We start from the raw sequence: 12,548 nt of genomic DNA, 5'->3' as shown, positions 1-12,548 counted from the left end.
GTAATGGCCATGCGTGGACCCAGACTCGAATTTTCCGTTGGCGCGTTCCTGCTGCTGACCTTGGCCTCGCTGCTGGTGCTGGCGGTGGCCTCCACCAACCAGCGCCTGGGCTTTGGCCACAGCGAATACACGTTGATGGCGCGCTTCACCCAGATCGGCCAGCTGCGCCCGCAGGCGCCGGTGCGCATCGGCGGCGTCAATGTCGGCCGCGTGTCGGACATCAGCCTGGACCCGAAGACCTTCGAGTCGGTGGTGACGCTGGCGCTGGACGACCGCTACAAGGACCTGCCGGCCGATACCTCGGCGGGCATCTTCACCAGTGGCCTGCTGGGCGAGAGCTATATCGGCCTGCAGCCGGGCGGCGACCCGGACGTGCTCAAGCCCGGCGAGGAAATCGCCTTCACCCAGCCGGCGGTGGACCTGCTCCAGCTGGTCGGCAAGTACATGTTCAGCGGTGGCGGCACCGGCGGCGGCGAGAAAGCCGCGCCCGAAGACGCCACCCCATCCCCCGCCTCCACGGAACCGCAACCATGAAGATCCGACTGACCACCTCCCTCCTGGCCGTCGCCCTGGCCGCGGCCACCCCCGCCCTGGCCCTGGCGCAGAACGCGCCGGCCGCGGCCGCCACCTCCAACGGCGCGGCCACCCGCACCGTGATCGACACCAGCACGCGCATCCTGACCACGCTGGAACAGCGCCGCGCCGAGTTCCGCAAGAACCCGACCGCGCTGCGCCAGTTCATCGACGGCGAGCTCAACAAGTCCTTCGACCGCGACTACGCCGCCCGCCTGGTGCTGGGCCTGCACGGCCGCGGCGCCTCGGACGCGGACATCAAGCTGTTCGCCGATGCGATGGCCGACAACCTGATGCAGCGCTACGGCGATGCGCTGCTGGAGTTCGAGGGCAAGCCGACTTTCCGCGGCAAGTCCGAGAGCGCGCTGCCGGGCAACCGCGGCGTAGTGGTGGCGACCGAATTGCTGCGCCCGGGCAACGACCCCACGCCGGTGGACTACCTGATGCGCAATGTGGATGGCGTCTGGAAGATCTTCGATGTGCGCATCGAAGGCATTTCCTACGTGCAGACCTTCAAGACCCAGTTCGACGCCCCGCTGCGCCAGAAGGGCATCGCCGAGGTCGCCAAGGAACTGCGCGACGGCACCTTGCAGGCCGGCCAGCAGGCGGGCGGCAAGAGCAGTGGCAAGTAACGCCGCCCTGCGTCGTAACGGCGATGCGCTGGTGCTGACCGGCGCGCTCGACCGTGCCGCGGCCACCGCGCTGTGGCCCTCCGCCAGCACGTCGCTGGCCGGCGTGCGCACGTTGGACCTGCGCGGCGTCGAGCGCGTGGACAGCGCGGGCGTGGCATTGTTGGCCGAGCTGGCCGCGCGCCTGCGCGCGAGCGGCGGCGAGCCGGCGCTGCTGGGCGAACCCGCCGGGCTGGCCGAGCTGATCGCCGCGTATCGTTTGACCCCTTCTCTGGATTTCCAGGCGTCCCCTCCGCCTGTCGCGAGCTGACATGAACGTCCTTCGCCTTCCGCTTCTTGCCGCGATCGTCCTGCTGGCGGCCTGTGCCAGCCAGGGTTCCCGCACTGCGTCCGCGCCCTCGCCCGGCACGCCGGTGCCTGCGACGGCCGTCCCTCCGACGCCCGCCGCCGACGCCGCGCCCCCGCCGCCGCCCGCGGACAACGCGCCGCCCACCGCCCCGGTGGAAGACACCGCGGCGAGCGCATCGGTGCCGCCGGCCACGGACGCCGGCCCCTCTTCGGCGGCCCCGACGCAGGCCGAAGACGATTTCGCGGCGCTGTACGGCGGCCCCGCGCCGGCGGCCGGCGACACGGCCGCGAGCGGGGGTGCCAACGCGGCCGCCTACGACCCATGGGAGGGCTACAACCGCAAGATGCACCGCTTCAACCTGGCCATCGACCGCGGCATCGCCCGCCCGCTGGCGAACGCCTACGTCAACGTCACCCCGCAGCCGGTGCGCCTGGGCGTGAGCAACTTCTTCGAGAACCTGCGTTCGCCGCTGACGATGGTCAACCAGCTGCTGCAGGGCCACCCGGTGTTCGCGTTGCAGACGCTCGGCCGCTTCGTGATGAACTCCACGCTGGGCATCGGCGGCCTGATGGACCCGGCCAGCGCGGCGAAGATTCCGCGCCGCACCGAGGACTTCGGCCAGACGCTGGGCGTGTGGGGCTGGAGCAACTCGCGCTATTTCGAGCTGCCGCTGTTCGGCCCGCGCACCGTGCGCGATACCTTCGGCCTGGCCGGCGATGCGCCGCTCTCGCCGCTGCGCCAGGTGGACGACAGCGCCGTGCGTTTCGGCCTGCAGGGCCTGCAGCTGGTCAACACCCGCTCGCAGCTGCTGGCGGTGGACGCGCTGCGCGACCAGGCGGTGGACGAGTACGCGCTGACCCGCGATGCGTGGCTGCAGCGGCGCAACTACCAGATCCAGAGCGATCGCCGCGGCAGCCGCGACGCGCAGGACGACGGCCGGGATACCACCGTGCCGGTGGATGCGATGCCGATCCCCAACTTCGGCAACTGAGCGCCGCCAAGGCATGCGAAAAGGCCCGGGTCTCCCCGGGCCTTTTCTTTTGCGCCGCGGTGCGGCGCGATGCGGTGGCGTCTGAAACCGCGCGCCGGCTCAGGCCGCCAGTGCGCGGTCGATCGCGGCCAGCAGGCCGGCGTCGTCGGGCTTGGTGTTCGGCGCGAAGCGCGCGATCACCTCGCCGTCGCGGCCGACCAGGAACTTCTCGAAATTCCACACCACGCCGGGCGCGGGATTCGGGTCGATGCCGTAGCCCACCAGCTGCTGGCGCATGGCCGCATCGCCCACGGACTCGGGCTGCGCGGCGATCAGCGCGCGGTACAGCGGGTGCGTGCCGGCGCCGGTGACTTCGATCTTGGAGAACATCGGGAAGCTCACGTCGTAGGTGAGCTGGCAGAACTGCTGGATTTCCGCGTCGCTGCCGGGCTCCTGGCCCTTGAAGTCGTTGGCCGGGAAGCCGAGCACTTCCAGGCCCGCCTCGCGCTTGGCGCGATACAGCTGCTCCAGGCCCTCGTACTGCGGGGTGAGGCCGCACTTGGAGGCGACGTTGACCACCAGCAGCACCTTGCCGCGGTAGTCGCCGAGCTGGGCCGGCTGGCCATCGATGGTGTTCAGGGGGATGTCGTAGAGCGACGTGGCCATGCGGAAAACTGCTCCTCGTTGCGGGGTGCCGCGCGGGGGGAAACGCCAGCGCGCCCGCGGGGCGGTCGGCCGCGGGCACGCCCTGGCACAGAAGGCCAGCAGGGAGGTCAAAAATCAGTCGGAATCGTCGCCGTGCTCGATCTCGGGCGCGCCGAGCGCGTCGAGTGCGGCGTCTTCGAACAGTTCGCGCGAGTCCTCCACCGACAACGATTCCACGCCGCGCAGGCGGCGCTCGATGGTGCGGGTCTTGCGGCCGGCCTCGCCCAGGCTCTTGCCGACGGTGGCGATCTGCTTCTCGGCCTTTTCCAGGATGCCGGCGAACTTGCCGAACTCGCTCTTCACCGCACCCAGCAGGCTCCACACCTCGCTGGAGCGCTTCTCGATGGCCAGCGTGCGGAAGCCCATCTGCAGGCTGTTGAGCAGGGCGGTGACCGTGGTCGGGCCAGCGATCACCACGCGGTGCTCGCGCTGCAGAAGGTCCACCAGCCCGGGGCGACGGATGACTTCCGCGTACAGGCCTTCGGTGGGCAGGAACATCACGGCGAAATCGGTGGTGTGCGGCGGCACGATGTACTTGTCGCCGATCGACTTGGCCTGGATGCGGATCGCCCGCTCCAGCTGGGTGCCGGTGGATAGCACCAGTTCCTGGTCGCCCTGCTCCTGCGCATCGAGCAGGCGCTCGTAGTCCTCGCGCGGGAACTTGCAGTCGATCGGCAGCCATACCGGCGCATCGTCCTGGGCGCGGCCGGGCAGGCGGATGGCGAAATCCACCGCTTCGGCGCTATCGGGGCGCACGCGCACGCTGCGCGCGTACTGCTCCTGGATCAAGGTCTGCTCGAGGATGTTGTCCAGCTGCACCTCGCCCCAGCCGCCGCGCGTCTTGACGTTGGTCAGCACGCGCTTGAGGTCGCCCACGCCGGTGGCCAGTTGCTGCATCTCGCCCAGCCCGCGCTGCACCTGTTCCAGCCGCTCGGACACCAGCTTGAACGAAGCGTCCAGGCGGGTGTTGAGCGTGGTCTGCAACTTCTCGTCCACGGTGGCGCGCATCTGTTCCAGCTTGGCGGCGTTGTCGGCCTGCAGGGACTGCAACTGCTGGTCGAGCGTGGCGCGCATCTCGGCAATGCGCTGTTCGTTGCGCTGGGTCAGCTCGGACAACCGCTGGCCGAGCTGTTCGGCGAAACGCTGCTGGGACTGCGCGCCTTCCACGCGCCCGGTGCGCGCATCCTCGGCCAGCGACTGGCGCAGCGCCTGCAGCTGGGTGTCGGTACGCGCGGTGAATTCGGCCAGCTGCTGGCCGAATGCATGGATGCGCGCCTCCTGCTGCTGGCCGAAGTGTTCGAGCTGCGCGCGCACCTCCCCCAGCCGCTGGGCCTGCATCTCGGCGGCACGCTGTTGCGCTTGGCCGCCTTCTTCGCGGGCGCGACGGGCTTCTTCGCCGAGCGTGTCGCGTAGCTGGTCCAGGCGCTGCTCGGTGCGGGTGGAGAGATCGGCCAGCTGCTCGCGCAGTTCGCCACGGCCCTGGCGCTGTTCCTCGCGCAGGGTCTGTTCGAGGGGGCCATGGGACGGGCGGCGGAACAGTGCGGCCAGCTGCAGCGCGATGACTGCGCAAAGCAGGCCGGCAAGAACGAGGGTTTCGGCGGACATGGGCACAGTGTAGCCGGCTGCGTCTCACCGGCTGCGTCGGCGCTAAGCTGGCGGCTGCTTTCCGGGTGTCCCCACCATGCTCGAACTGTTCGGCAAGGCGTCCTCGATCAACGTGCGCAAGGTGCTATGGACGCTGGACGAGCTCGGCCTGGACTACCGGCGCCACGACGTCGGCAGCGGTTTCGCCTCCCCCGACACGCCCCCGTTCCGCGCGCTGAACCCGAATGCGCTGGTGCCGGTGCTGCGCGACGGCGATGTCGTGCTGTGGGAGTCCAACACCATCTGCCGCTACCTGGCCGGGAGCGCGCGGCGCGAAGACCTGCTCCCGGCTGCGCCGCCGGCGCGAGCGCGGGTGGAGCAGTGGATGGACTGGCAGGCGACCGAGCTCAACACCGCGTGGCGTTACGCCTTCATGGCGCGGGTGCGGCACAGCCCACGGCATGCGGACCCGGCCGCCCTCGCCGAGAGCGTCGCCCAATGGAACCGCCTGATGGGCATCCTGGATGCGCGGCTGGTGGCCACCGGCGCCTACGTCGCCGGTGCCGACTTCACGCTGGCCGACGTGGTGGTCGGCCTGTCGGTGCAGCGTTGGCGGCAGACGCCCATCGAACATGCCACCCTGCCGGCGGTGGCGGACTACTTCGCGCGCTTGCAGGCGCGCGAAGCCTTCCGCCGGCATGGCGACAACGGCCTGCCTTGAGACGCTACAGCCAGGTGAAGACCTGGCCGCGCGGCAGGCGCGACTTGGGCAACGTAGCGTTGAAGTCACCCGCCCCGCGATGGCCGAGCGCCACCAGCACCACGCTGCCCAGTCCCTGCGCCGGCAGGCCGAGCGCGTTGTCCAGCACCGCCGGGTCGAAGCCTTCCATCGGCGTGGCGTCGATCCCCATCGCGCCGGCGGCAAACAGCAGCCCGCCCAGCGCCAGGTAGACCTGCTTCTCCATCCAGTGGCGGGCGTCGTGCAGCTGCGACCGATGCAGCTCGACGAACCCGGCGCAGCTCTGCGCGCGTTGCGCCCGCGCCTCCTCGCTGGCGAAGCGGCCATCGGCCTGCTCCTGGTCGAGCACGGCGGCGATATGGTCGTCGGTCATCTCGCGGCGGGCCGCCAGCACCAGGACCAGCGATGCGCCGCGAACCTTGGGTGCGTTGTAGGCGTAAGCGCCTTGCGTGCCTTCAGCGACGCGCGCACGCGCCTGCGCGTCGGCGGCGATGAGGAAGTGCCACGGCTGGGAGTTGATGGACGAGGGCGAGAGGTACAGCACGTCCAGCAGTTCTTCGACCTGGGTGGCGGTCAGCGGGCGCGCGGGGTCGTAGGCCTTGGTGGTGTAGCGGGCGCGGGCGATCTGCCCAGGCGTGCGGGTGATGGACATGTCCATGCTCAGAAGCCCTCCAGCACGATCTTGCCGCGCGCGCCGTGCGCTTCCAGCGCAGCGTGGGCGCGGCGCAGGTTGGCGGCGTCGATGCGGCCGTAGTGCTCGCCCAGGGTGGTCTTGAGCACGCCCTGCTCCACCAGGTCGGCCACCCGCCGCAGCAGGTCGTGCTGGGCCTGCATGTCCGGCGTGCCGAACAGCGGCCGGGTGAACATGAATTCCCAGTGCAGCGACAGCGACTTGCGCTTGAGCGGCACGGCGTCCAGCGTGGCCGGGTCGTCGATGAGGGCGAGGTGGCCCTGCGGCGCCAGCACCTCGACCAGCTGCGCGTAGTGCTGCTCGGTGTGGGTCAGGCTGGCGACGTGGGTGACGGCCTCGATGCCCAGGGCCTGCAACTGCGGCGCCAAGGGCGCGTGGTGATCGATGACATGGTGCGCGCCCTGCGCCAGCACCCACTCGCGCGTTTCGGGCCGCGAAGCGGTGCCGACCACCGTCAGCCCGGTGAGCCTTCGCGCCAGCTGGACCAGGATCGAACCCACGCCGCCGGCCGCCCCCATGACCAGCAGCGTTTGCCCGGCGCCGCCGCCTTCGGGCACGCCGAGGCGGTCGAACAGCAGTTCCCACGCGGTGATCGCGGTCAGGGGAAGCGCGGCGGCCTCGGCGGCGGACAGGGTGCGGGGGGCCACCGCCGCGATGCGCTCGTCGACCAGCGTGTATTCGGCATAGCTGCCCGGGCGGTTGATCGCGCCAGCGAACCAGACGGTCTCGCCGGGGCGGAACAAGGTGACCTCGCTGCCCACCGCGTCCACCACGCCGACCGCATCCCAGCCCAGCACGCGCGGGCCTTCGGTGGGGGAATTCATGCGGACCTTGGTGTCGGCCGGGTTGACCGCGATGGCCTGGACGCGCACGCGCAGGTCGCGCGGGCCGGGCTGCGGCTGGGGCAGTTCGATGTCCTGCAGCGCGCGCGGATCTTCCGCGGGCAGGCCGTGCTGGAGATAGGCGATGGCTTTCATGGCATCCGGTGGCGGGGAAAGGAGCAGGCATCCTGCGCTGGCGCCGGATTCCCGGAAAGCGGCAAAATCGGTCAACACTTTCTTCCCGGAAGGGAAAATGATCCGCCTCGAAGATCTCGCCCTGTTCGTGCGTACCGCGGCGCTGGGCAGCTTTTCCGCCACCGCGCGCGAAACCGGGCAGACGCCAGGACAGGTGAGCGCAGCGGTGGCGCGGCTGGAGCACACGCTGGACCTGCGCCTGTTCGCGCGCACCACGCGCAGCCTGCGGCTCAGCGCCGAGGGCGAGCGCTACTTGCCCTATGCGCAATCGGTGCTGGCAACGCTGCGCGAAGGCGAGGAAGCCTTGCACGGCGCCGAGTCGGCGCTGCAGGGCCGCCTGCAGATCGCCGCGCCGTCGGACCTGGGGCGGCACGCGCTGCTGGGCTGGCTGGCGGAGTTCCGGCAACTGCATCCGCGGCTGGAGTGGCGCTTGCTGCTGTCCGACCAGGTCGCCGACCTGTTCCGCGATCCGGTGGACGTGGCGATCCGGCTCGGGCGGCTCGACGACGCGGACTACGTGGCGCTGCCCTTGGCCAGCGAGAATCGCCGCGTGCTGGTGGCTGCGCCGTCCTACCTGGCGCGGCGCGGCACGCCGGCGTCGCTGGATGCGCTGCGCGAGCATGATTGCCTGCTCTACCAGCTGGGCCGGCGCGCGCATGACCGTTGGGCGTTCCAGGTCGACGGGCGCCGGCAGGTGGTGACGGTACGCGGCACGCTGGTCTGCGACGACGCCGAGGTGGTGCGACGCTGGGCCGTGGCCGGCGAGGGCATCACCTACAAGTCCTGGCTGGACGTGAGCGACGACGTGGACGCGGGCCGGCTGGTGCCGCTGTTCCCGCAGCACGGCGAATCGCTGCCCCTGCAACTGGCGTGCCCGCATCGCAAGCAGTTCTCGGCGGTGGTGCGCGAATTGCACGCCTTCCTCGCCGAACGCTGCGCGGCTCGCGCGGCCAGATTGCAGCGCCATCTGCGCTCGCCTTGAACCCCGCGGTGCCGGACAATGGCGCCCCTCTCGCACGTGGAACCGGCGTCATGCCGTGGATGGGCATCCAGGATGTAGGCGCTTTCGTGGCCGCGGTGCTGGTGTTCCTGGCATTGCCCGGCCCCGGCACGTTCACCCTGTTGACCGCCAGTGGGCGTAGCGGCATCCGCGGCGGCTACACCGCGCTGGCCGGGCTGCTGGTGGGCGACCAGGTCCTGATGTGGCTGGCGGTGGCCGGCGTGGCCGCGTTGCTGCAGGCCAACCCCCTGTTGTTCCGCGGCGTGCAGTACCTGGGGGCGGCGTACTTGGTGTGGGTCGGCATCGGGCTGTTGCGCACCCCGCAGGCGCGCGGCGCCAGCCACATCACGCTGCGTCCCGGGCACTACTTCCGCCAGGGTGTGTTGATCACGCTGCTCAACCCGAAGGCGATCATCTTCTACATGGCGTTCTTCCCGTTGTTCATCGACCCGGCGCGGCATCAGGGCCTGGCGACATTCGCCACGATGGCCGCGCTGATCGCCCTGCTCGGGGTGGCGTACTGCTCGATGCTGATCTTCATTGGCCACGCGATGGCGCGCAGGCTGGCGCAGCACCCGCGGACCGGCGTGTGGCTGCGGCGCTGCGCGGGCGTGGGCTTGATCGGCTTCGGTGCGCGGCTGGGCGCGGGCTGATTCGCCCAAAAAAGTGGGGGGCCGCCCCCCACGAGCGGCCCCCCGGGTGGTCCGGCTAACGCCGGTCCTGAGTGGTCTGCAGGCCGCTGCCGCGTTGCGACACCCGTGTTCCTGCAGTGGGGTCACTGTAGGCCGCGTGACATTCCCGCGATATGCGACAAATCAAATTCGAAGATGGATGTGGGGCGGATCACCCCACGGCATACTGCGGGCATGGAGATCCGTCCCGGCGACCTCGACCATCCCGCGGTGATCGGCCTGCTCGAAGCGCACCTGCGCGACATGCAGGCGATCACCCCGGCCGAAAGCGTGCACGCGCTCGACCTCTCCGGCCTGCGGGCGGGGGACGTGCGCTTCTGGTCGGCGTGGATCGGCGAGGAGGCGGTGGGCTGCGGCGCGCTGCGCGACCTGGGGCAGGGCCACGGCGAATTGAAGTCGATGCGCACCTCCAACGCGCACCGCAACCAGGGCGTGGGCAGCGCGATGCTGGCGCACCTGCTGGCGACGGCGCGGGCGGGCGGCTACCGGCAACTGTGGCTGGAAACGGGGGCGAGCGCGCCGTTCTTCCCGGCCCACCGGCTCTACGAACGCGCCGGCTTCACAGCCTGCGGCCCGTTCGGCGATTACACCGACGATCCGCACAGCGTGTTCATGACCCTGCGCCTCTGACCGGCAAGGGGGTACTTCCGGGCGTGGCTTTGCTGCACCGCGTTCGGCGAAACTCGGGGTTTCCTTACGCATCCACGAGGTCCGCATGCAGTCCTGGCTCCGGCGCAAGCCATTGGATCTGGTCACCGTCCACGAGGAAGGGCGGCGGCTGGTCCCTACCCTGAGTTGGCCGCATCTGGTCGCCCTGGGCATCGGCGCGATCGTCGGTACCGGTATCTACACGCTGATCGGCGTGGGCGCGGACAAGGCCGGCCCGGCCGTGCTGCTGTCGTTCGTGGCCGCAGGCATCGTCTGCGCCTGCGCGGCGTTGGCCTATGCCGAGATGGCCACGATGATGCCCGCCGCCGGCAGCGCCTATACCTATAGCTACGCGGCCCTGGGCGAGACCATCGCCTGGGTGGTGGGCTGGAGCCTGATCCTGGAGTACTCGCTGGTCGTCAGCACGGTGGCGGTGGGCTGGTCGGGCTATTTCGTCGGCTTCCTGCAATGGGTGCAGCAGCAGACCGGTTGGAACGTGACGCTTCCCGCGGCACTGGCCGCCGGCCCGCACGCGGGTGGCATCGTCAACCTGCCGGCGGTGGTGATCACCTTCGTGGTCGCCGGCGCGCTGATCGCCGGCACCCGCGAGAGCGCGACGATCAACGCGTTCCTGGTGGTGTTCAAGCTCATCGCGCTGGGCATCTTCATCGCCGTGGCGCTGCCGGCGTTCAATGCCGATAACCTGCATCCGTTCATGCCGTACGGCTTCTCCAAGGCGGTGGGCCCGGATGGCGTGGAGCGTGGCGTGATGGCCGCCGCGGCCATCATCTTCTTCGCCTTCTATGGCTTCGATGCGATCTCCACCGCGGCCGAGGAAACCAAGAATCCCGGGCGCGACCTGTCGATCGGCATCGTCGGCTCGATGATCGGCTGCACGATCATCTACGTGCTGGTCGCACTGGCCGCGGTGGGCGCGATGAGCTTCACCGTGTTCGCCAAGAGCGCCGAGCCGCTGGCGTTGATCATGCGCGAGCTGGGCCATGGCACCGCGGCGCTGGCCATCGGCGTGGTGGCGATCATTGCCTTGCCGACCGTGTTGCTGGCGTTCTTCTACGGGCAGAGCCGCATCTTCTTCGTGATGTCGCGCGATGGCTTGCTGCCGCGCGGCCTGTCCAAGGTCAGCCCGCGCACCGGCACGCCGGTGACGATCACCGTGTTCACCGCGGTGCTGGTGGCGGCGCTGGCGGGCGTGGCGCGCCTGGACGAGATCGCCGCACTGGCCAACGCCGGCACGCTGGCCGCGTTCACTGCGGTGGCGGCGTGCCTGCTGGTGCTGCGCAAGCGCGAGCCGAACCGCGAGCGCAAGTTCCGCACGCCGCTGGCGTGGCTCGTGGGGCCGCTGGCGATCGTTGGCTGCATCTACCTGTTCTGGAGCCTGCCCACGCGCACGCAGTTGTGGTTCGCCGCGTGGAATGTGTTCGGACTGGTGGTGTACGTGCTCTACAGCCGCGGCCGTGCGGTGCTGGCCAGGCAGGGCTGAGGACTCGGCGCGCCGCCGGCATGGGCCGGTGGCGCGTGGGGCAATGCGCGCGCGACCCGTGCGCGCGGCTCCAGGCGCGACCGGTGGCTACTTGCACCGATGGATGCCTGGGCCCGGATCGTCACCGCGTCGCGGCTGAAGCCGCTCCTGCAACGATCCGATCTGATCCGGTTCGGGCATCACGGCGGCGCTCAGGGCGCAGCGCCGCCCCGCTTCTTCGCGTAGTCCTCGGCCTGCCGCAGCACGCGCATCACGTTGCCGCCCCAGATATCGGCGATCTGCTTTTCGCTGTACCCACGCCGCAGCAGCCACGCGGTGATCTTCGGCAGCTGGCTGACGTCCTCCATGCCCTGCACACCGCCGCCGCCATCCCAATCCATGCCGATGCCGGTGTGTTCCGGCCCGACGAGGTCGAGGATGTGGCGAAGGTGGGCGAAGAAGTCGTCCAGCGTGGCCTGCTTCACCGGATAGCGCGCATCCAGCGCCTTCAACGCGTCGCCATAGGCCTGTGCCTGCGCCATGCTCATGGCGTCGTACTCGCCGAAGCGCGCTTCCAGGGCCTGCTCCGCGGCCTGCCGCTCGGGCGACTTCTGGATCTCGGTGAGGTAGCCGCCATAGGCGTTTACCTGGATCACTCCGCCTTTCGCCGCGAGCTTGCGCAGGCGCGCGTCGTCGAGGTTGCGCGGGTGGTCAAACACCGCGCGCGCACCACTGTGCGAGAGGATGAAAGGCACCTTGGAGGCGACGAGCAGATCGTCGAACACCGCATCGGAGGCATGCGACTCGTCGATCAGGATGCCGCGCGTGTTGGCGTCCTCGACCAACCGGCGGCCCGCCGGGCTCAGGCCCTTCCACTCCGGCCCCTTGGGGTCGGTTGCCGAATCGGCGAATTCGTTGTTCTTGAAGTGCGCCAGGCTGAGCATGCGCAGGCCCGCGCGCTGGTAGAAGCTGAGCAGGCTGGGGTCGGCCACCAGCGGGCTGGCGTTCTCCATGCTGATGAACACCACGCGCCGGCCGCTGTCCTTGACGCGCCGGGCATCGTCGGCGGTCAGCGCCAGGCCGAAGCGGTCCGGGTGTGCGGCGATCATCGCGCGGATGTCGAGCAAGCGTTCCAGCCCCGCATCGCGGTCGCGCAGGTGCGCGGCTTCGCTGCGGTCGCCCTGGCCGGTGTAGATCGCCCAGAAACCGCCGTCCAGCGCGCCTTCGACCATGCGCGGATAGTCCACCTCCGATACCGCGCTGCCGCTGTGCCGCTGCAGGATGTCGAACCCTTCGCGGGGCAGGTTGGCGGGCGTATCGAGGTGGGTATCGAGGGTGAGCAGGCGCTGCTGCAGGGCCTTGGCGCGCGCCAGCTCCTCGGCGCTGAAATCGACCGCGGCCGCCGAGAGCGGCCACGCGAGCAACAGGGAAACCAGCAACGGCAGGGTGCGACGCTTCATCGGATCTCGCCT

General features: G+C 70.1%; 14 protein-coding genes. 9 read left to right on the top strand and 5 right to left on the bottom strand.

From position 1 onward, the window contains the following. Positions 1-3 precede the first annotated feature (3 nt). From mlaD to P6166_RS01770, 4 genes are read left to right on the top strand one after another with little or no spacing between them, the layout of a single operon-like run. Positions 4-534 carry an outer membrane lipid asymmetry maintenance protein MlaD gene (gene mlaD, locus P6166_RS01785; RefSeq protein WP_277762814.1) on the top strand — a complete coding sequence of 177 codons (531 nt, stop codon included), beginning with the start codon at positions 4-6 and terminating at the stop codon, positions 532-534. Further along, positions 531-1,205 carry an ABC transporter substrate-binding protein gene (locus tag P6166_RS01780; protein ID WP_277762813.1) on the top strand — a complete coding sequence of 225 codons (675 nt, stop codon included), beginning with the start codon at positions 531-533 and terminating at the stop codon, positions 1,203-1,205. Before mlaD ends, P6166_RS01780 begins: the two co-directional genes overlap by 4 nt. Next, positions 1,195-1,512: an STAS domain-containing protein gene (locus P6166_RS01775; protein WP_277762812.1), complete on the top strand. Its 318-nt coding sequence runs from the start codon at positions 1,195-1,197 to the stop codon at positions 1,510-1,512. The genes P6166_RS01780 and P6166_RS01775 overlap by 11 nt, the downstream gene beginning before the upstream one ends. 1 nt (position 1,513) lies before the next feature. Next, a complete protein-coding gene (locus P6166_RS01770) occupies positions 1,514-2,542 on the top strand; it encodes a VacJ family lipoprotein (RefSeq protein WP_277762811.1) in 1,029 nt (342 codons plus the stop codon). A gap of 99 nt (positions 2,543-2,641) precedes the next feature. Here the strand turns inward: P6166_RS01770 and P6166_RS01765 are convergent, their stop codons facing one another. Together P6166_RS01765 and rmuC are read right to left on the bottom strand one after the other, a co-directional pair. Next, a complete protein-coding gene (locus P6166_RS01765) occupies positions 2,642-3,187 on the bottom strand; it encodes a glutathione peroxidase (RefSeq protein WP_277762810.1) in 546 nt (181 codons plus the stop codon). Between the two features lie 114 nt (positions 3,188-3,301). Next, entirely contained in the window at positions 3,302-4,831 is a 1,530-nt protein-coding gene (gene rmuC, locus P6166_RS01760) for a DNA recombination protein RmuC (protein WP_277762809.1), read from the bottom strand. Positions 4,832-4,907: 76 nt separating this feature from the next. Here rmuC and P6166_RS01755 point away from each other — a divergent pair, with 76 nt between their 5' ends. Further along, complete coding sequence (locus tag P6166_RS01755; protein ID WP_277762808.1) at positions 4,908-5,531, top strand: glutathione S-transferase; 624 nt, start codon at positions 4,908-4,910, stop codon at positions 5,529-5,531. A 4-nt stretch (positions 5,532-5,535) separates the two neighbouring features. On the opposite strand, the gene nfsB is transcribed toward P6166_RS01755, so the two are convergent. Continuing rightward, the gene (gene nfsB / locus P6166_RS01750) at positions 5,536-6,201 is read right to left on the bottom strand and encodes an oxygen-insensitive NAD(P)H nitroreductase (RefSeq protein ID WP_277762807.1); all 666 of its coding nucleotides are present in this window, start codon (positions 6,199-6,201) and stop codon (positions 5,536-5,538) included. 8 nt (positions 6,202-6,209) lie between these two features. Further along, positions 6,210-7,217, bottom strand: a complete 1,008-nt coding sequence (locus P6166_RS01745) for a zinc-binding alcohol dehydrogenase family protein (RefSeq protein ID WP_277762806.1) — start codon at positions 7,215-7,217, stop codon at positions 6,210-6,212. 97 nt (positions 7,218-7,314) lie between these two features. On the opposite strand from P6166_RS01745, the gene P6166_RS01740 reads away from it, so the two are divergent. From P6166_RS01740 to P6166_RS01725, 4 genes are all read left to right on the top strand, one after another. Beyond that, on the top strand, positions 7,315-8,238 hold the full coding sequence (locus P6166_RS01740) for a LysR family transcriptional regulator (protein ID WP_277762805.1): 924 nt from the start codon (positions 7,315-7,317) through the stop codon (positions 8,236-8,238). 50 nt (positions 8,239-8,288) lie between these two features. Beyond that, positions 8,289-8,909 (top strand): leucine efflux protein LeuE, encoded by a 621-nt coding sequence (gene leuE, locus P6166_RS01735; RefSeq protein WP_277762804.1) that lies wholly within the window; start codon positions 8,289-8,291, stop codon positions 8,907-8,909. A 213-nt stretch (positions 8,910-9,122) separates the two neighbouring features. After that, the gene (locus tag P6166_RS01730; RefSeq protein ID WP_277762803.1) at positions 9,123-9,578 is read left to right on the top strand and encodes a GNAT family N-acetyltransferase; all 456 of its coding nucleotides are present in this window, start codon (positions 9,123-9,125) and stop codon (positions 9,576-9,578) included. A gap of 85 nt (positions 9,579-9,663) precedes the next feature. After that, positions 9,664-11,097: an amino acid permease gene (locus P6166_RS01725; protein WP_277762802.1), complete on the top strand. Its 1,434-nt coding sequence runs from the start codon at positions 9,664-9,666 to the stop codon at positions 11,095-11,097. A 191-nt stretch (positions 11,098-11,288) separates the two neighbouring features. On the opposite strand, the gene P6166_RS01720 is transcribed toward P6166_RS01725, so the two are convergent. Then, the gene (locus tag P6166_RS01720; protein ID WP_277762801.1) at positions 11,289-12,536 is read right to left on the bottom strand and encodes a dipeptidase; all 1,248 of its coding nucleotides are present in this window, start codon (positions 12,534-12,536) and stop codon (positions 11,289-11,291) included. Positions 12,537-12,548 lie beyond the last annotated feature (12 nt).

It is taken from the genome of Stenotrophomonas sp. HITSZ_GD (genome assembly GCF_029543105.1).
Lineage (GTDB): Bacteria > Pseudomonadota > Gammaproteobacteria > Xanthomonadales > Xanthomonadaceae > Stenotrophomonas_A.
The sequence above is the reverse complement of the archived record's forward strand: the minus strand, read 5'-3'. Positions and strand labels throughout refer to the sequence as shown.

Coding starts and splice junctions, on each gene's coding strand:
- rmuC (WP_277762809.1), bottom strand. CDS start 4,831: ATGTCCGCCGAAACCCTCGTTCTTGCCGGCCTGCTTTGCGCAGTCATC.
- P6166_RS01765 (WP_277762810.1), bottom strand. CDS start 3,187: ATGGCCACGTCGCTCTACGACATCCCCCTGAACACCATCGATGGCCAG.
- P6166_RS01755 (WP_277762808.1), top strand. CDS start 4,908: ATGCTCGAACTGTTCGGCAAGGCGTCCTCGATCAACGTGCGCAAGGTG.
- leuE (WP_277762804.1), top strand. CDS start 8,289: ATGCCGTGGATGGGCATCCAGGATGTAGGCGCTTTCGTGGCCGCGGTG.
- P6166_RS01770 (WP_277762811.1), top strand. CDS start 1,514: ATGAACGTCCTTCGCCTTCCGCTTCTTGCCGCGATCGTCCTGCTGGCG.
- P6166_RS01725 (WP_277762802.1), top strand. CDS start 9,664: ATGCAGTCCTGGCTCCGGCGCAAGCCATTGGATCTGGTCACCGTCCAC.
- nfsB (WP_277762807.1), bottom strand. CDS start 6,201: ATGTCCATCACCCGCACGCCTGGGCAGATCGCCCGCGCCCGCTACACC.
- P6166_RS01780 (WP_277762813.1), top strand. CDS start 531: ATGAAGATCCGACTGACCACCTCCCTCCTGGCCGTCGCCCTGGCCGCG.
- P6166_RS01745 (WP_277762806.1), bottom strand. CDS start 7,217: ATGAAAGCCATCGCCTATCTCCAGCACGGCCTGCCCGCGGAAGATCCG.
- mlaD (WP_277762814.1), top strand. CDS start 4: ATGGCCATGCGTGGACCCAGACTCGAATTTTCCGTTGGCGCGTTCCTG.
- P6166_RS01730 (WP_277762803.1), top strand. CDS start 9,123: ATGGAGATCCGTCCCGGCGACCTCGACCATCCCGCGGTGATCGGCCTG.
- P6166_RS01720 (WP_277762801.1), bottom strand. CDS start 12,536: ATGAAGCGTCGCACCCTGCCGTTGCTGGTTTCCCTGTTGCTCGCGTGG.
- P6166_RS01740 (WP_277762805.1), top strand. CDS start 7,315: ATGATCCGCCTCGAAGATCTCGCCCTGTTCGTGCGTACCGCGGCGCTG.